Below are 19764 nucleotides of genomic sequence, written 5' to 3'. Positions count from 1 at the left end.
ACTATGTAGTCGAGGTTTTCCTATTAATAATATCTATTTCAATTATATACATATGCGTTCAAACTCCATCATCAAATTCTCCTGGAAGTATACATTATCTGTTTTCGCAGTTTTAATCACAATTTTCGCCCGGGAAAGCAAGGCTCAAAAGCTCAATATAAAAAACAATGTGTTCTGGGATACCAAAGACGGGAAGCCCATTTACAGTCAGGGTGGTGGGATATTTACCTTTAAAGACCCTAAAACCGGACAGGAAAAGTACTACTGGTATGGTGTTCACTATAAGGAAGGGGAAACTTACAGAAACTCCCCGAACAAGACTTTGCCCAGGCAGACTTTCGAGGCGGTAACCTGTTATACTTCAACAGACCTGGTTAACTGGACTCATGAATCAGATGCTATGAGTAAAGAAGTGGTTAATGAGCAGGGAAGAGCATTCTGGGTAGGGCGCCTCGGGGTGGCTTATGTTAAGGAGATTAATAAGTATGCTATGTTTATTCAGCATGGTAACCGGCAAGGGAATCAGGTTTTGATTTCGGTTTCCGATCATCCTGCGGGTCCTTTTACCTGGCATCAGAAGAAAAGTATGCTTGAGATTATAGGGACACCAAATACAGGCGACCAAACGGTTTTTACGGATGAAGATACCGGAAAATCTTACCTCGTGTATTCTTACGGGCAAGGGAGAAATAAAATTTATGTTTCCGAAATAGGTGTAAAAAACGGAAAAGTAGATCTGCTGAACAGTGTTCAGATTTACCACAGCTCTGGTCGGGAAGGAAACTGTATGTTTAAGTACAAGGGGAAATATTATATGGCTGCTTCTAATTTATACGGCTGGGACTCGTCATTAGCCTATTACCTGGTGGCAGATAATATTTATGGGCCGTATCAACCAGTCAATAACATGCTTGTAATGGACGGCGCCTCTGAAGATTACGCCCATGTTACGCAAACCGGCTTTTTTGTTACTCTTCGTGGCAGCAAGCAGGAAACGGTTATTTACTGCGGGGATAGATGGGCGGATTTCGCAGGTAATGGCCTTGGGTACAACCAGTGGGTGCCATTGTCGTTTAACGGAGCGAAGCCTTATTTCAATTCTCTCGGCTCATGGAACCTTGATGCCAAAACAGGTGAGTGGGAAGTTGCCGCTGATAATAATTGGGTAAAAAATGGCAGCTTTGAAGCTGACCGGAAAAAAATGCCCAGCCCGGTGAAACCCGTTCAAACCTATTTGATAGGTTGGGAAACTGCGGTGCTAAAAGGAAATAAGGTTTCTCTCGACACCGCCACCTCTCCTGTGCTTAATTATGCCAATACAGAGGAGGAAAGGAAGGTGGTGATAGGCGAACGAGGCCTAAACATTAGCGATAAAGTACCTTTCGAACGGAAAGTTTCGCAGGTTATCAGCTCATCTCCGTACGTGAAGCTACCTAATGGAGTGTATAATCTTAAAGCTTCAATCAAAAACACTGAGGGGTTTGATAAGCTGGAGATGTATGCAGAAAGCGGAGGCAAGAGGCACGCTACGAATGTAAAGGGTGGAAGCCAGCAATTTAGAATGGTAGAGCTTAAGGGTGTGCAAGTTAGAAACGGAAAAGTAGAGGTCGGTTTTCTTGCTAAGGGAAAAGCATTGGCTTCCTGCCAGGTTGATGATATTTCCCTTATAAAAGCGAAATAAAAAAAATTATTTAAATGTAGAGCCCTGCTAACTAGAATCTGGCAGGGTTTTTTTATTTGGATGCAAGTGTTTGCCAATGCTTGGGTGCAACATCTGGCTAGTTTACTTGTCTCGGAAGCCTTTGAGAGGCGTAAGGTTGAATGTCAGATTGTTTTATATTCTCTTAGGAAGATTATCCAGATAAGTTTTGCTGTTTGGTGCAAAATCGGTGATAGTTTAAATACACAGCAAATTCGGTACACGGGCCTGTTCAGAGAGTTCTCGACTAAGCTCCATGATCTCGCATATGCGGAGGGAGCAAATTTTGTGAGCCGTCTGAAGGATGTTTTTTATGTAAGGCGAGGATAAGTGGTGTCGGATTAAAAAGCTAAGGCCTTCATTTCTGAAGGCCTAGCTTTTTGGGCGTGGGTTTATTTTAAATATTTCTCTGAGATTGGAGTAAACTGGTGCAGATACTCATTTGACTTACCAGTTCTGTCGAATACCGCTTCACCCCAGCTTAGGGGCTCCCAAATAAAGCTGCCTATACCCTTGCCTCCGGGTACTGTGAACGCTATTTCGTTCACGAGAGGCTTCATTTGGCTATATTCCGCAACCATAATTTGTCTGTTGTACTTCTTGGAAAGGGCGGCCATATTCTTTTTTAGATCTTCCGGAGTTCCATGCCATTTAGGGTAGTAAGATAAGCCGATAATATCGTAAGGGACATTGCGTTTAGCCATCGCATCATAGAAAAATTCCGATTCTTCTATTTGTCCTCCAAGAGCTACGTGTAGCATAATAGTAGCATTAGGACTAACTGCCTTAACACCCTTAAAGCCCGCATAAAATAATTGTGCAAGACTATCCAGATTGTTTATATGTCCATCCGGCCAAATCATGCCGTGGTTAACCTCGTTACCCACCTGAACCATATCAGGCTCAGTTCCCTGGTCTTTAAGTTGCTGCATCGCATATTTAGTGAATGCCTCAACAGAATCTTTTATAGCTGCAAAATCCTTCCCTACCCATGCCAGAGGCTTTCTTTGCTGCTGCGGATCGGCCCAGTTATCGCTGTAATGAAAATCAAGGAGAAATTTCATTCCTGCAGCTTTTACTCGCTTAGCTAGTTTCTTGGTGTTTTCAAGGTCGCAAAACCCGCGGTTCGGGGAATAGCCTCTCGGTTGAGAAGGGTTATTGAACAAGCGGATACGTATATAATTAATTCCGTGATCTTTTAGAATAACCAGAGCATCCTTTTCAACTCCATTGTCACTGTATTTTGCGCCCCTTGCTTCGTTTTGCGGCAAGAAAGAAATGTCAGCGCCCAATATCTTATCTGAAATGGTTTTGGGCTTATAGCTCGCCGTTGTAACCTTAGTAGGTTTTCCTGGCTGTATGCTATGGATTTCAGTAGCTCCTTCCCTAAGGCTATCGCCATTAGCCTTAAATTTGATAATGGATCGCGATTTTCCAGCCTTTAATATGATGTTAGCCTTTCCTGCCAGGTTCGCTTTCCAGGTGGTATCAGTACGCATGCTCTCAGCATTCACGCCGTTGATGCTTATGATTTTAGCGTCGCCAGAAACTTTGTAAGAAACGGGCTTGCTAACACCGCTCACTTCATTCCCTTTATTATCAATTAATTTGGCAACAATCAGAACTTCGTCTTTGCCATCGGCAAAAATGGTAGTTCTGTAAGCAGTTATTTGAATTTCCGTGGGCTTGGCTACCTGGGCCTTGACGTCTTGGGAGTAAAAGGTGAGCACAGTTGTGGTACTTACCAGAAGTTTAAAAAAGTTGGACATAGAAATCATATAGTTTTATTATTAATTGTTGACAGGTACTAAAATTTTTGTTTTGGGTATTCGAATTTTTGTGCCGGTGACATTTGCTGCAATAAACTTAAGCATGAATTTCTTTAGGGCATGCACTTTGGGATTCTGTCACCAATCTGTTACCAGTCGCATGTTTGTTCTCTTTTGAACATTAAAACAGGTTCAAAATACGCCGATAGAGGCTTTAAACGCTGTTTTTTTGATGCAAATTCCTCCAAATATGGCATTCAGAGCCGTCCGGTGTGACAAATAGGATAAAATACAGAACCAATTAGATAAGTAGAAATCCTTCATTCTCAGTTCTTTTGAATAAGAACCAATAACCAATTTTAAAACAACCAATAACCAATAATAATAATGTATGATTAAAGCTTTACTTTCTTAGCTAGTGAACCAATTGAACCCGGAATCTGAACCATTTATCCGGGTGTCCTTGTTTAATCTGTAATTACATAATATATACATAATCAATATGAAGAGATCAATACCTGGTTTATTGTACCTTTTGCTACTCATTTTATTTGCCGGCTGTAATAAGAAGGAGCTGGATGAGTTTTATGGCAGACCATCAAATCTTGCACCTCCAATTTATGATCAGCTGCAGGCTAACGGTTACACCAGTATGCTGGCAGTGATCGACAAGGCTGGCTATAAAGATATTTTAGGAAAGGCCGGCTACTGGACACTATTTGCACCTACTAATGAAGCGTTTCAGGCTTATGCGGAATTAAAGGGCCTGTCTAGTATTAATGACATAGACAAGAAGACGGCTGAAACTATTGTTAGATATAATACACTCTATAACTCATACAGAAAAGATAACATCAGCACATTCGAAAGTCCGGAAAAAATTCTGGAACCGGGACTGTCATTCAGGAAGAAGAGTACCTATTATGACTTCGTTTATGAGGAAGACGGCAAAAAATATCTGGGAACAAATTCGAATGGAAACTACAATGAGGCCGATAACAATAATAAATATGTGCCGTTTTTTACTGACGCTCTTTTCGCTGCTACCAATATTACTTTGGAGGATTATAAGACGTTCTTCCCCAATGCAACGTTTTCCGGCTTTAATGTAGTGGACGCAAGTGTCACGCAATCCGATATAGTAGCTCAGAATGGTATGATACACGCGGTTGATAAAGTGCTACTGCCTCCTGTTAATATTATGGAGTATTTGTCATCCAAGCCCGAGTACAGTGAATTTAAAAAAATACTTGAGCAAGATGCCGTATTGACAACTAATTACAAATTGCAGACTCGTTACAAGGCAATTTCGGGATCGGACGATACCGTATTTGTTAAGCGGTATGCAAATATGTCTTTCTCTCCGAACAATGAGAATTTTCTATCGACCGGAAGTTCCGACGCTCAGGCGAATTTCTGGAGTGCGATGATTCCGACCAACGAACATGTAATAGCATACAAGGAGTATCTTCTGAAAGATTGGGGACCGGAGCTTTCGCCAGCCATGAGAAGGCATTTCATTGATTCACACCTTTGGAACAGAGCGCTCTGGCCAAGTGCGCTGACAACCACCGCCAATGCAAAGGCAGAGGAGATCACTTTTGATCCCAGCAAAGTTCTTGAGACGAAGATGCTAAGTAATGGAAATTTTTACGGTATTGATGCGATACAGGAAGCGAATGTGTTTCGTACGGTTTACTCTAAGCCATATCTAAACCGGAATTATCTGTTGCAGGTTAGGGGATTAGATAGAAACCTTAGAAATAAGATAATTGAACCGCTGGATAAGTTCGGATTAATTATGCAGTCTGATGAGCAGTTACTGGAGGCCGGTTACACATTCAACGAAGCGATTAATAACTACAGCTGGAGAAATCCTGCGACTGGTGCTACAATCGTAGATAACAATGCCAGAAACCAATTCTTGAGGCTTATTCATATGTCTGTAATCGACAATTCTTTCGCCAACATTACCGATTTATCCGGGAAGGGAGTATTAAAGGGATCAAAGGGAGAAAGCGAAGTGGAGGAATACTTGATATATGATAATAACAAGATTTGGGCGTCAGGAAATATAGAAACCAATACACCATTAACTATTACTAAGACAGAGCAAACCGTGAATGGCCCCGTGTTTACGGTTTCAGGAGTGCTGGCCTACGGAACAAAGCGTTTGGGTACTAGAATTCAGGAGCTTGCTGCAGCTAAACCTAGTTTATATGGCTACTTTTTCGATTTTTTAAGCAAATCCACCCTGTGGAACAGCAATGGTTCTATTGCAGGTGTTTCTCAGGGCGTCAAATATACGGTGCTAATACCAACTAACCAGGCAATCATGGAAGCTGTAAAGCGTGGCGAACTGCCCGGAAATAAAATTACAGGGATTCCAACTACAACCCGGTCTGCCAATCTAGCTGAACAGGCTGAAATCAATCGTTTTATACTGTATCATTTTGTAGATAAGGAAACAGTTGCTCCCGATGGCGATCCATTTAAACAGGGCCAGATGTCAACAGTGTATGATGACCCGGCAAATCCAGAAAGCCCGGATACTTATATTAGAATTGAAACTACTCCCAATGCTATGGTGGTAACTGATAATCTTGGAAATACTGCCAGTTTAGTTTTGTCGGGCAGCAACAACCTTGCAGACAGAGCGCTGATACATTCTATCGACCGGATATTGTTATATACTAATTAAACGAACGAAGTAAACGTATAAAAAATGAAAATTTGTAGAAATTGGTTTTTCTTCCTCGCCTTTGTGCTGAGCAGCACAATTGCTATGGCCCAGACCACCATTCGGGGGAAAGTAATTGATGAAAAAGATAAGGAGTCTGTGATAGGTGCATCAGTTGTGGAGATTGATAAAGACGGACGGACTGTATCTTCCTTCGTAACAGATATTGACGGGAATTTCGCAATAAAAAATATATCGCCTTCAAACCGGTTAAAGTTTTCGAGTCTTGGCTATCAGCCTCTTACCGTAGCTATCAATAGCCGGACTGTGATTAATGTATCGTTGAAACCATCGTCACGTCAACTTACTGAGGTGGTTATTCAAGGTGCCCGGACATTCAATAACGGCCTTTTGAACATTGATCCTAAACACAATACGATGGCTACGACCACCATAAACGCAAAGGATCTTGAAGAACTTTCAGCTCAATCGATTGATCAGGCCCTTCAGGGAAGGATGCCGGGTGTTGACATTGGTACTTTATCCGGAGACCCCGGTGCTGGTATGTCTATCCGGATCAGGGGTACTTCTACCCTGAACGGAAATACCAATCCTTTAATCGTAGTAGATGGTATGCCGTTTGAAACTACTATCCCATCTGATTTTAACTTCGGAAATGCTGACGAGCAGGGGTTTGCACAACTTCTGAGTATATCGCCTCAGGACATCAACACCATTACTGTGTTGAGAGACGCAGCTTCGACAGCGATGTGGGGTTCAAGAGCGGCTAACGGAGTGTTGGTAATCACAACCAAGAGGGGAGCATTTAGTAAACCTCAGGTTGGTTATACCTTCAGAGGAACGATGCAGAAGCAGCCGCCTACTTTTCCGCTTTTGACAGGCGACGAGTATTCGGTGCTCATACCAGAGATGGTTCGAAATGCAACAGGTATCCCGATGAATCTGACAACTAACAAGGAGTTTTCGTATGATCCTTACGAGCCGGCATATTTTTATAATTATTCCCGGAATACAGACTGGCTGGGGACAATTACCCAAGTGGCTTATTCTCACCAGCACGATGTTAGTTTAAGCGGTGGGGGGGAAAAAGCCCAATACCGCGTTTCTGTAGGATATTCGGATCAGCAAGGTACCACAATTGGTACCGGCGCCAATTTGATCAGAACGCGGGTGAACCTGGATTATAATGTTTCTAGTAAAATTCGCTTCAGCTCTGATTTTTCTTACTCCCATACCAATACCCTGATGAATTATACAAATCCTCGAGGGGAAGCGTATACCAAGATGCCTAACATGAGCCCTTATCTGTATGACGAATTCGGAAACCTGACTTCCAGGTATTTTTCACCGGAAAGGAATATCGAGGGGCAGTACCCAAACACTTTTAATCCACTCGCCATGGCGGAAGCCGCCAGCAGTAAATCTATTGGAGAGCGTCTCGTTCCGTCATTTAGGCTTAATTATAATATAACTCCTGCCTTGCTGGCAACAATGCAGGTTCGTTTTGATATTAATAACACTAAAACAAATAATTTTTTACCCCAGATAGCCACTGGAAGACCTTTCACCGAAGACGTTGTTAACCGGGCTTCCGATTCTGACGGGGATCAATTTAATACCTACGGACAGTTCAATCTTACCTATTCACCTAAATTTAAAAGCGAGAATCATGCGTTGACGTTGTTTTCCTCCCTTCAGGCCAGAAAAAATGACAATATCTCCAGCTCGATGACCGTATCAAATACTGCGTCTCTGCTATTTCAGGACCCAACGAACGGAGGCCGCACAAATCTGAACAATTCCTTGCAGGGATCAATGGGCGTAACCAAGGATGTGGGAGCATATTTTTCCGCAGCTTATACGCTATTGAAGCGCTATGATTTTAATCTGGGTTTTAGAACCGACGGTGATTCCCGTATCAGTCCGAAACATCGGTTTACAACATATCCTTCTTTATCAGCTAAATGGCATGTTTCGGATGAGAAGTTCATCAAGAATCTTGATTATAACTGGATTGACGACATCAGCTTCCGCGTAAGTTACGGTTCTTCCGGAAACCCGCCTAGCGGAAGTTTTTTCAGTATTTATCGTCCGACATCAACCATGAACTATGCCGGAGCATATATGGGGGTAGCTGGTGTATTAAATTCTAACCTTCAGATTACCTCGCTACGCCCTGAACGCACAAACGGCCTGAACGTCGGCTTCGATTTGTGGTTATTCAAGAGCAGGATTAAGGTTGCTGCTGATGCGTACAATAACATTACCCATGACATGTTTCTTAACGGTCTAGCGATTCCAAGTACATCAGGCTTCAGCACTGTGTCGGGCAATAATGGCAAGATGACGAACAGTGGCTTTGAGTTGTTGTTGCAAACAAATCCTATAAAATCAAGAACCTGGAATGTGAATTTCGATTTCAACTTTGCCAGCAACAAAAATGTAATTAACGAAATATCTGAGTTTTACCCCAGGGATAACGGTAACGCATCGTCTCAAGGTAATGGACAGTACAAAACCTTCCTTCAACTAGGCAATCCGTACGGTTCGTTTTACGGGTTTAAAACCAGAGGTGTTTATAAAGATGTTGATGCTACCATTGCTAGAGATGTGCATGGTAAGCCGATTGTGTCACCAGCCGGAGAGACTATATACATGCGCTTCAACTATCCATCAACAGATTATGTATTTCAGCCCGGAGATGTTGCTTATGTGGACGTTAATAATGATGGAAACATAAACCATATGGATCAGGTGTACCTGGGAAATGGAGTTCCTAAGATAACGGGAGGCTTTGGGCAAAGAATTGGGTATAAAGGAAAATTGACCCTGACCACTTTCTTTACCTACCGCTTAGGTTTCCAGTTGGTTAATGAGGCTAAGATGAATACTGTCAATATGCATTCATATGCCAATCAAAGTACTGCTGTTCTGCGCCGATGGAGAAATCCCGGTGATGTTACAGATATGCCTCGTTCTTTGCTGAATGCCGGTTTTAACTGGCTTGGTTCTGACCGTTTCGTTGAGGATGCGGGCTTTGTTCGCTTGCGTCAGGTAACTTTGAATTATACTCTTAATCAAAAGATCGTCGATAAGATACGTCTGAAAAGAGCAAGTGCTTACGCAACTGTAGAAAACGTTTACACATGGACAAAGTATACAGGGCAAAATCCTGATGTTGGTTCAAGACCTGTTACAGGTCCTTTTGATTACCCAACAGATAATGCAGTTACTCCACCAGCAAGAACTTTTGTTCTGGGCTTAAATTTAGGGTTTTAATTAATTAATAGTAACCATGTATAAAAATATCATATATAGAATATTACTTGCTTTAATAGTGGTATCCTCTGCATCCTGTCAGAAGTGGCTGGATGTGAAGCCACAGGACGGGCTCATAAAGCAGGAATTCTGGAAGACTAAAGAACAACTGCAAAGTGCAGTGACAGGCACCTATATCTCTTTGGTTGACAATAATATTGTGAGCCAGTTGTTTCGCTGGGGTGAGTTGAGGGCCGACCTTGTAATGGTTGCTCAGGTTCCAGGTAAGCCAAGTAATGATGAAATTCAACTAGGTAACGGAAATCTTTTACCCACCAATTCAATTGCAGATTGGTCTGGTATTTACCGGGTGATTAACAACTGTAACCAGGTGATTGACAACGCTGCTGGTGTGTCTCAAAATGATCCGACAGTTAGTATGAAGGAAGTGAATGAATCGGTGGCGGAAGTTAAGGCAATAAGAGCGCTGTTATATTTTTATCTGCTTAGATCGTACCGCGATGTGCCCCTGCAGTTGCAAGGTGTATCAGAAGATACACAGGTAATGAGTCTTCCAAAGAGTGGTCCTGACGAGGTTGCGGCCCAGATATTAGAGGATCTTAAGTTTGCTGAAGAGCACGCAGTTGAAACGTTTGTTGCAAATCCTTCATTTGACAAGGGGCGGATAACGAAATTTGCAGTCTTCGCTATTCAGGCAGATGTGTATCTATGGCTTGATCGATATGAAGAAGCCCTGCAGGCATGTAACAAAGTAATTGAGTCTGGAAGATTCAGGTTAGTTCCGGGTGATGGCGCTACTTTCTTCAACGATTTATACTTTGAAGGTAATTCTGACGAGACCATTTTTGCCTTTCAATACACTGTTGAAAGGCCAAATCCATTCTATAGTATGTTTCAGGCTGCCGCAAAGCCCTTAACTGCCAGTACAGCGGCTCTGGATGAGATTTTCAAAAAGGATATTAATGATCCGGAGGCGAAAGATCTCAGGGCAGAAGGTGTATCTTTTCATGCTACAGACCTGTCTATCTGGAAGTATACCGGTAAAAACGACAAAGATCCGAGAGAGGCCAACCAGTCTATTGCGAAGTATAACATTTACAGGTATGCGGATGTGCTGTTGATGAAGGCCGAGGCTCTCGCTTACATACCTGGTAACGGTCAGGCGGTTATGGATTTAATCGACCAGGTGAGAGATCGGGCACGTGCTTTAGACGTAACTAAGCAAGATCCTGATCTAAATAATTCATCAAGCCTTGCACAATACGTATTTGATGAAAGAGGGCGTGAATTTGCTTTTGAGGGTAAGAGGTGGTTTGACCTATTGAGGTTTGCCAAACGGAATGATTACGAAAATCTCGATCTGTTGATAGCCAGGGCTACCTTAAACGTGCCAAGTAATCTGAGCCAGAGTGTGGCTATAAAACTCAGTGACACCAACAGTCATTATCTCCCGGTTCCTTTCAGGGATATGCAGGCAAATAAAAACTTAGTTCAAAATCCGTTTTACAAATAAATTTTAGGATATGAAAACCCAAAAACTAATTTCAAACCCCTTCATCGCCCTTTTATTAGGGATAATGATGATGATCGCAGTCGGTTGTAAGAAGGCCTCTATAGTAGACCTCACTTCAAATGATGTTAATATCACCGGCTATCTGGATAAGTATCCGGACCAGTTTTCGGAGTTCAGAAAGGTTTTAGAGCTCTCCGAAACCAGCAGCTTTCTCCAGGCTTATGGCGCTTATACCTTGTTTTTGCCTACTAACGACGCTGTTAAGGCATTTTTAAACGAGAAGGGCTTATCTTCAGTAGAGCAGATGAGCAAAGAAGAGCTTTTGGATATCGTTACATTTCACGTAGTCCCTGATTCTATCAAAACACCGGATTTTACTGATGGTAAGCTTCGGAATGCCACAATGTACGGTCAATATCTGGTTACCGGGGCCGTGAGTGTAAATGGTGCATCGAGTATCCAAATTGATAAACAGGCAAAACTGGTTACAGGGAATATTAGCGTAGGTAACGGTGTTATTCACGTGATTGACAAGGTGATGAAGCCTGCGCCGCTTACTGTGGCACAAACTCTGGAGGCCGATCCTAAATACAGCATCTTTACTGCGGCACTTAAACTGACAGGCTATTTTGAGAGGTTAAACAAAAATCCAAAAACTAATCCCGAAGCTTCAGAGCAGTATCTAACAGTTTTTGCTGAAACGGATGAAGCGCTCAAGACTGCTGGCTTTAATAATTTAGACGATTTAGTTCAAAGATATTCAAAGTTTGAGGATCCTTCAAAACCTGGTAATCCTCTTGATCCCGCCGATAGCTTAAATCTTTATGTTGCCTATCATATCACAAAAGGGGCACATTATTTTGTGGATATTGTAAATCCCGTGCGCTTACCTACCCTTGCTGTAAAAGGTATAAATACTAAAACTAAAAGTAAGACAGAGATAGTTATCGATGAAGTAACCATAAATGGTGTGGTACATCCAGGTGCTCCGGTGCTTCGTGAGACAGGTGACCTGTCGGCCAGAAACGGGGTTGTTCATGCTGTGAACCAACACTATAAAATTGTTTTCCGCCCTGCGCAAGCCCTATACTGGGATGTTGCAGACCAACCTGAATTCAGAGCCCAGGCAGGCTTTGGAAGCGCCGATATAACCTGGGATCTTAAAAAGTCAAAACCCATGGCTAATTTAAAGTGGAACGATTATGCCATGGTGTACGACTGGATGGGCAGTAAAGGTTTCAGGGGTGATGTATTGCGTACGCAACTCGCCGACCCTAGAACCGGAAATGCCCGCGCAAATTATATAGAGTATCACACGCCGTATCTCGCTCCAGGAAGATATAAATTGTGGGTGTGCTATTTAAGAGCCGGATCGAACGGCGCCATGACGTTCTATTTTAACGGCGTAAGGCTGAACCGGGGGGTGAATATGAGGGACGAGAGTAAAACAGACGACTGGACCGATGAGCAGCGGGAACAGAACGGCTGGAAACGTTACATGGGCCCGGTTACTACCCCTATGAATGATGGAATGGGACGCCTTTTAGGAGTTGTGGAAGTAACTGAAGGCGGTACGCAGATACTAAGACAGGAACTTGGCGGTTTCTCATATCATAACAATTATTACATGGATATGATTCATTTTATTCCTGAAAGACAAGAGCAAATTTGGCCTCGCTTCTGGGCAAACGGACGTATTCAACAAAAGGGCGAGCCCGACTAATTAATATAATTAGATCCGGAGGTAACTTCGGATCTAATTTCAGATTTTTTTTAATACAGAACACATGAACCAACTCAAAGGATATATTTTTATATATTGTTTTCTTTTCCTGATTATTACCGGTTGCAAGGACAAATGGGAGGATGTTAATGAAGTTAATCCTTTATTAAAAACAACCTTGACCCAAAAGATTGCTGCTGAGCCCGAGCTTAGTGTATTCAGCGATTTGCTCGCAAAGTCGCGCTATGGTCAGATTTTGTCATCGTCGCTTAACTTTACCGTTTGGGCCCCTTCCAATGATGCCTTAGCTTCATTGGATCCTGCGATCGTTGCAGATTCAGCCAGGCTGGACGTTTTTATTGGCAACCACATTGCTAATAGTTCTCATTTGACCAATGCGCCAAACCCCATTTTGACCCTCACCGCATTGAATGGAAAGAACCTCATTTTTACAGCTAATACTATAGATGAAATAACAATTACGAAACCTAATCAATACGTGGCTAACGGAGTTCTTCATATTATCTCGGGGAGAATGGAACGGAAGCCTAATATTTATGAATTTCTAAAAGATCACAATACCGCGACCGTGCAGAAAGATTTTGTGGAGTCGTTGAATGAAAAACAGTTTAATCCTGCAACGGCCGTTTTGCTAGGTTATGAACCATCAGGTAAACCTATCTACAAGGAAGGGACTGATAGCGTTATTGTTAACTCATATCTCAATTTTACAGGGATTGATCGCGAAGATAGTTTGAGCACTTATGTGATATTAACTAATGAAGCGTTTTTAGCCGAAGAAGTGAAGTTGAAGCCGTATTATAGCACAAGCACAACAGATTCAACCACACGGGAGACTCGCCGCGCTATTATTAGCGATTTGGTTTTCAGGGGAATATATACGAAAGAAAGTTTACCTGACTCGCTTACATCAACTAACGGAGTTAAGTTCCATCTTGATAAATCTGCAGTTGTATCAAGCCATCGCGTAAGCAACGGGATTGTGCATGTGATGAATCGCATTGATTACAAAATTCCTAACAAACTGAAAACCATTGTAATTGAGGGTGAATCCGAGAGGGTGGTTAAAGTGACAAATGATGCAGGCAGATTCAACTTTACTACTTCAAGAAGGAACCCTGATGGAGTTTCTATATTCACTCAGGTTAGAGGTGACAATTTCGCCGCCGCGCTAGCCTGGTTCAGATATGAGAGACGTGTGAATAGTGTGAAGTATAAGGTTTATTGGAGGGCGGTAAGAGATTTTGATTTGGTGCCAATACCCCCTGCGGTTGCCCCTGTACATTTCCGTCAAAGGGTGGCCTTTAAGAGATTCAACGCGACAGATGCCTTGCCTTATAAGTTTGTTGAAACCAGGGAAATTGTCACTAATCCCCCATCAAATCCGCGGGTGTTTGAGCCGGTTTATGATGATGTTTATCTTGGAGAATATACATTTTCCAATTTTCGCAATGAATTTGTATTCATGGTCAGTAATGACGCTAGTACTACTGGCTTAAATTCCATTGTATTTGATTATATCAAACTGGTTCCTGTCGTAAATTAATTATCCAATAATAGACTTATATATATGCAAATTTTTAAAAAGTCGGTTAATACGGTGTTGCTAGCAGGATTCTTCTTGACCGGATCTTATTCGGTATTCGCACAGCAAACAGACTCTTTAACCCAAAGTCAAACAGACTCTGTTGCTTCGATAACACGGGCAACAAGCGGTCCCCGGGCTAACATTACCATTTTGGACGCCAGTTCAGGCGCAGCCGTGCCGGGGGCAAGGATTACTGTGGCGGGTTATTCAGCTGCCATATCAGATGATAGGGGAAAAGCCATGGTCTCTGTTCCTAATCTGTCTTCTGTTATCTCGATTACAGCCGAGGGTTTTCAATACAAGGAGATAGCTTTAAAGGGGAAGTTGGATTTTATAGTAAAGCTTCATGAAGATGGCTTCAATACGGTTTATGGAGATGTAACTCTTCCATCAGGACCAATATCTAAAACGACTACCCCTTTTGCCGTATCTGCGGTGAGGTTTAATGACCCGGTAAGCGCGGGAGGTAAAGAGACGCCAGATACTTACCTTCAGGGAAAACTAAGCGGACTTAATGTGGTTCGCCGTTCGGGTACACCTTCTATTGGGGCAAACATGTTTCTAAGAGGTGTAAATTCGTTTTATACCAGCAACCAACCATTAATTGTTGTAGATGGTATGATCTACAATAACGATCAGGTTGGGTCGCTTTTTTCAGGATTTTCGAATAACTCTCTTGAGAACATTGACATAAAGGATATTGAAGATGTATCCTTAGTTAAAGATGCCGGGGCTGCTTTGTATGGTACAAAGGGCGGAAATGGTGTGCTATTTATTACTACACGGCGTCCTAATTCCGAAAATACGAAGATTGATTTCTCATCGTCAGCCGGATTCAATTCTTCAATAGATCGTTTACCGGTAATGGATGCGTATTCTTATCGAAGTTATCTCGCGGGTGTCATGCAATCTTCGGGTCAGTCAAATGCTCAGATTTATTCCGCCCCTTATATGCGAGATAGTCAGGTCGGTAATCTTGAATATTATAAGTATCACATGAATACCGACTGGCATAACCAGGTTTTTAATGCCGGATATAATCAGAATTACCACATGAATGTGAGCGGCGGTGATAATATTGCAAAGTATAACCTTTCGCTGGGTTACGTAAATAATGCAGGAGCGATAAAAAGCACTAGTTTAGACCGGTATTTTACCAGATTTAACGCAGATTTTAACTTATCCAGAAAATTTAGCGCCTCTACTAATTTGTCGTTCTCAAGTAGCAATCACAAGTTGGCTAACCAGGGGCAGGCCTTTAAAACATCTGCAACTTATTTAGGCGTGGTAAAGGCCCCATTTCTACATCCTAATGTTATAGGATCACTTGGAGAGCAGTCTCCGAACCTTGCCGATACAGATATATTTGGTGTGAGCAATCCTGCCGCCTTGATAGAGGATATGGATGCCGTGAATACCAATTATCGGGTAATTGCTGCGCTTAAAATGAACTATAACTTTTCTGAAAGGCTTTCACTATCCTCTCAGTTCGGGGTATCTTATGATAAAATCCGCGACCGACTGTTTATTCCTCAAAGGGGAGTGTCTGCAGATACTACACAGAAGGGGCTTTTGTTGAACACAATAGGGTCAAATACAAACAGACTTTTTGCTTTGTTTAACGATACACGTTTTTCTTATCAAAAGAACTTCAATAATATCCACAAGGTTGATGCCTCAATAGGTGCCAGACTTAAACAGGATAAGTATGAAGCCGACTTAGGTGTTACATATAATTCGTCTACAGACGATTACAGAAGTTTAAGTAGTGGTTCGCCAAATTTGCGCGAGATCAATGGTGGTATCGGAGACATGCGTTGGTTAAATACCTACGCTAACGTTGATTACTCCCTTTTTAACCGTTATCTCCTTTCCTTAAACCTGGCGGTCGACGGATCATCACGGTTTGGAAGAGACGTACGAAATGCGTTAACAATTAATGGAAATAAACTGGCTGTAATGCCGGCTGTGGGTGCTGCATGGCTGGTGTCATCTGAGAACTTTATGGCAAATGTTAATGCGGTTGACCTGCTCAAACTAAGATTGAGTTACGGGGTTGTCGGGAATGATGATATAGGAAACTACACTGCCCGATCATATTATGTTACACAAAATCTTTTTGGACTTCAAGGCTATGCCCGTGGAAATGTTGGAAACACAGCCTTACAATGGGAAACCATTGAGAAGTTAAATGGAGGACTGGATTTGGCTTTGTTTAACGAGCGCTTAAACCTGTCTGTGGATATTTATCGTAACAATGCAAAAAATCTGCTTATGTATGATGCTGTTAATCCGGTTACAGGTTTTGACTTTTCTGTTAACAATTCAGGCGGCATCGAAACAAATGGTGTTGACTTATCTCTTAATTCGAGAATACTGGATAGGAAGTTTAAATGGGATATGGCCATTACTATAAGCAGTTATAGAAATAAAGTTACTCGTTTAGCCTCTAACAGTTTCGAAACCAATTACGGCGGGGCAACAATCCTTACCCGCGTGGGGAGCCCTGTAAACTTGTTTTACGGATATAAAAGCAATGGAGTTTATTCGTCTACAGCTGAGGCCAATGCTTCCGGCTTAACGAACAGATTGCCAGACGAGTCGATTGTGACTCTTCAGGGAGGCGACGTTCGTTTTGTGAATATGAACGGAGACGCAATTATCGATAGTGATGACCGCGTAGTTATCGGTAATCCTAACCCTGACTTTACAGGTATGTTTGGTAACAGTTTTAATTATAGAAACTGGTCATTAAACGCCATGTTCACCTTCAGCTATGGAAATGACGTGTATAATGGCACACGAAATATCCTTGAATCAATGTCAGGATATCAAAATCAATTGGTAAGTGCCGAAAACAGATGGCGCGCAGACGGACACGTTACAAACACACCCCGTGCAGCATTGGGCGACCCTGCGATGAATTCACGTTTTTCTGACCGCTGGATTGAAGATGGTTCTTACCTGAGAATGAGGAACCTGGCTCTGGCTTACAATTTCAGAATCAAGTCTGAGTACTTCAAAACGTTAAGGGTTTATGGTAGTGCTGATAACCTTGTAACTTTCAGTAAGTACCTTGGGTACGATCCTGAATTTAGTGCAACCACCAGTGTTTTCCATCAGGGAATAGATGTAGGAGTGGAACCACAATTCAGAACGATTCAAATTGGTGTTAAAGTAGGATTATAATATAAAATTAAATATGAAATTTAAATCACGTGTTCTATGTAAACTCATACTGCCAGCCGCTTTGGCTATGAGTTCGGTATCATGTAAGAATACTTTCGATATTGCCCCGAAGGAAGTACTAGAGGCTGATCAGGTCTATGGAAGTGTTTCCGATGTAGACGCAGCGGTGTTTGCTGTGTACGGCAGGTTCTTGAAATTAGCGGATCGCTATGTTATTTTGAACGAATTGCGGGCCGATTTAATGGATGTAACTTTTAAGTCTGACCGTTATTTGAAGGAGCTTAGCACGCATAATGTTTCGCCTTCTAACCCTTATATTAATCCAAAACCTTTTTATGAGGTAATTTTAAGCTGTAATGACGTTTTAAAGAACCTTAAACGATTACGGGATGAAGGCATCATAAGTCGTGTAGATTATGAGGAACGCTATTCGGATATAGGGTGTTTAAGGTCATGGATTTACTTGCAGTTAGGCTTACACTACGGAACTATTCCTTATGTAACCGAGCCGATAGAGAAGATTGATGATCTTTCGAATACTGCCTTGTTTCCCCGCCTGACTTTTGATCAACTGCTTGAGCAATTAGGTGATTTTGCAAGGAGTCTGCCATTACGAAAACAATACCAGACGGGTATAAGTACAGTTACAGTACCTTCGGGCACATCTACCAACCCTGTGAGCATTGACGGTTATCAAGCGGCTAAGTTGTTTATTTATCGCCGGATGTTTTTGGGTGAACTGTTTCTTTGGCAAAATAGATACGATGAGGCTGCAACGGAATTTAGAGAGATCATGCGTGATAACGTAACTTCCGGGGCAGGTGCTGCAGCTCAAAATCGGACGCATTGGACCGTAACAGCCGGCGAAAGTTCAGCCGAAACCCACTACAGCTATGGGCGGTGGAAAAATATGTTTTCCGATGCGTATAATACGGGAAGTGAATCTAAACCGGGGTATAACCAGGAATGGATTTGGTCCCTCCCTTTTCATAAGGATTTCAAACCTGAAAATCCTTTTATTGATTTGTTTTCATATTCAAATGGATCTTACCAGTTAAAGCCTTCAACGCTTATTATAAAGAAGTGGGAGGACGCTACCAGGGAAGACGGCTCTCCCTATGATTTGAGAGGATTAGATGCTTCCTATGTGATACAGGGCGGTCAGCCGGTAGTAAGAAAATTTCTTGGAGTTTATGACCCCAGAAAGCCGTTTGAAAAAACAGGAATATGGTATATCAACCGGGCAGCAGATCTGCACATGAGAATTGCAGAGGCTGCCAACCGTGACGGAAAGAACAGACTTGCCTATTCTTTTCTTTCTTATCCTTTAAGTGAGATATTCGATCCGTATCAAGGTTCCATATTGTATAGCGAGCATAATCCTGGCAGATCATTTACTACTGACTGGCCCAAAAGAGGTACCAAGAGGGATGTACGTCAGGTAATGCGTACCCCTTATCCTTATCCTTTCGACTATGACGGTGTAGATGCAGACTTTCCAGGACAATTCAGAAATCAGTTTGCTAACCACCGAGGTATACGTTTGCGGGTAGGGCTGCCTATATTACGGGTTGATTCAGCTAAGTTTTTCGATATGAGCGGTCCTGCAAGCGACAGGTTTGTTGCAAGTGATAAGCCTATTGTTGAGCGGCCTGTTATTGATTCGGAAGGGCTTATGCGCGATATGGAAGACAAGATATTAGACGAAGCTGCGCTTGAATTAGCTTTTGAAGGTCATCGCTGGCAAGATCTGGTAAGGATTGCACGAAGGCAAAATAACCCATCTGTTTTGGCGAAGCGGGTGGCGGAGAAATTTAGAGCAGCAGGTGATATCGGTACTGCCAACGCTGTTGAATCGAAGTTGATGGACCCCAAAAACTGGTATTTGCCATTCACATTTCAGTAATCGACCTAGTACCTGAAAGCCGCCTGATTTATTTAGGCGGCTTTTCTGATCTATATACTCGATAGCAATCAAATAAATATCCTTCCTAAAAGTTTGGAAGTAGTTCTTCCTGTACTAAGGAGTTGGTAAATAGCCAACGGATAGATGCATTCAAGTAATCTCCTCAATTTTAATCAATCAAAGTAATAAAAATTTGCTTCTTACCCATTTGATATGATTGGAACAAAAAGATAAAAATCCAGACCAGTTGTGCAAACACGACTGTTATTTTTCTTTCTCCTTTGTAATGCACATGAGAGTATATAACATATTGCTTCTGCAAAATCTAACTACCAGGTATTTAGGAAAAGAATACTCACTTGCAACTTGTATAAAC

9 protein-coding genes are annotated in these 19764 nt (G+C 42.2%); 8 read left to right on the top strand and 1 reads right to left on the bottom strand.

Translation table 11 applies throughout. The features are described 5' to 3' along the window. Positions 1-52 precede the first annotated feature (52 nt). Positions 53-1681 carry a family 43 glycosylhydrolase gene (locus J3P43_RS10065; protein WP_255901789.1) on the top strand — a complete coding sequence of 543 codons (1629 nt, stop codon included), beginning with the start codon at positions 53-55 and terminating at the stop codon, positions 1679-1681. Positions 1682-2091: 410 nt separating this feature from the next. Here J3P43_RS10065 and J3P43_RS10060 read toward each other — a convergent pair whose 3' ends face one another. Further along, positions 2092-3468: a glycosyl hydrolase 53 family protein gene (locus J3P43_RS10060; RefSeq protein WP_255901787.1), complete on the bottom strand. Its 1377-nt coding sequence runs from the start codon at positions 3466-3468 to the stop codon at positions 2092-2094. 502 nt (positions 3469-3970) lie between these two features. On the opposite strand from J3P43_RS10060, the gene J3P43_RS10055 reads away from it, so the two are divergent. The 7 genes from J3P43_RS10055 to J3P43_RS10025 all read left to right on the top strand — a co-directional run bounded on the left by J3P43_RS10055 (position 3971) and on the right by J3P43_RS10025 (position 19388). Next, on the top strand, positions 3971-6169 hold the full coding sequence (locus tag J3P43_RS10055; protein WP_255901785.1) for a fasciclin domain-containing protein: 2199 nt from the start codon (positions 3971-3973) through the stop codon (positions 6167-6169). A gap of 24 nt (positions 6170-6193) precedes the next feature. Next, positions 6194-9448 carry a SusC/RagA family TonB-linked outer membrane protein gene (locus J3P43_RS10050; RefSeq protein WP_255901783.1) on the top strand — a complete coding sequence of 1085 codons (3255 nt, stop codon included), beginning with the start codon at positions 6194-6196 and terminating at the stop codon, positions 9446-9448. Positions 9449-9464: 16 nt separating this feature from the next. Beyond that, complete coding sequence (locus J3P43_RS10045) at positions 9465-10961, top strand: RagB/SusD family nutrient uptake outer membrane protein (protein WP_255901781.1); 1497 nt, start codon at positions 9465-9467, stop codon at positions 10959-10961. 10 nt (positions 10962-10971) lie between these two features. Beyond that, a complete protein-coding gene (locus J3P43_RS10040; protein ID WP_255901779.1) occupies positions 10972-12684 on the top strand; it encodes a fasciclin domain-containing protein in 1713 nt (570 codons plus the stop codon). Between the two features lie 64 nt (positions 12685-12748). Beyond that, positions 12749-14251 carry a fasciclin domain-containing protein gene (locus tag J3P43_RS10035; RefSeq protein ID WP_255901777.1) on the top strand — a complete coding sequence of 501 codons (1503 nt, stop codon included), beginning with the start codon at positions 12749-12751 and terminating at the stop codon, positions 14249-14251. Between the two features lie 24 nt (positions 14252-14275). Further along, on the top strand, positions 14276-17482 hold the full coding sequence (locus tag J3P43_RS10030; RefSeq protein WP_255901775.1) for a SusC/RagA family TonB-linked outer membrane protein: 3207 nt from the start codon (positions 14276-14278) through the stop codon (positions 17480-17482). 13 nt (positions 17483-17495) lie between these two features. Further along, positions 17496-19388: a RagB/SusD family nutrient uptake outer membrane protein gene (locus tag J3P43_RS10025; RefSeq protein ID WP_255901772.1), complete on the top strand. Its 1893-nt coding sequence runs from the start codon at positions 17496-17498 to the stop codon at positions 19386-19388. Positions 19389-19764: the final 376 nt, after the last annotated feature.

It is taken from the genome of Paradesertivirga mongoliensis (assembly GCF_024436395.1).
Classification (GTDB): Bacteria; Bacteroidota; Bacteroidia; order Sphingobacteriales; family Sphingobacteriaceae; genus Paradesertivirga; species Paradesertivirga mongoliensis.
This window is presented reverse-complemented; position numbering and strand designations above follow the sequence as displayed.

Bases quoted from the DNA above. Each gene is read 5' to 3' on its own strand.
- J3P43_RS10065 (WP_255901789.1), top strand. From the start codon at position 53: ATGCGTTCAAACTCCATCATCAAATTCTCCTGGAAGTATACATTATCT.
- J3P43_RS10060 (WP_255901787.1), bottom strand. From the start codon at position 3,468: ATGTCCAACTTTTTTAAACTTCTGGTAAGTACCACAACTGTGCTCACC.
- J3P43_RS10055 (WP_255901785.1), top strand. From the start codon at position 3,971: ATGAAGAGATCAATACCTGGTTTATTGTACCTTTTGCTACTCATTTTA.
- J3P43_RS10050 (WP_255901783.1), top strand. From the start codon at position 6,194: ATGAAAATTTGTAGAAATTGGTTTTTCTTCCTCGCCTTTGTGCTGAGC.
- J3P43_RS10045 (WP_255901781.1), top strand. From the start codon at position 9,465: ATGTATAAAAATATCATATATAGAATATTACTTGCTTTAATAGTGGTA.
- J3P43_RS10040 (WP_255901779.1), top strand. From the start codon at position 10,972: ATGAAAACCCAAAAACTAATTTCAAACCCCTTCATCGCCCTTTTATTA.
- J3P43_RS10035 (WP_255901777.1), top strand. From the start codon at position 12,749: ATGAACCAACTCAAAGGATATATTTTTATATATTGTTTTCTTTTCCTG.
- J3P43_RS10030 (WP_255901775.1), top strand. From the start codon at position 14,276: ATGCAAATTTTTAAAAAGTCGGTTAATACGGTGTTGCTAGCAGGATTC.
- J3P43_RS10025 (WP_255901772.1), top strand. From the start codon at position 17,496: ATGAAATTTAAATCACGTGTTCTATGTAAACTCATACTGCCAGCCGCT.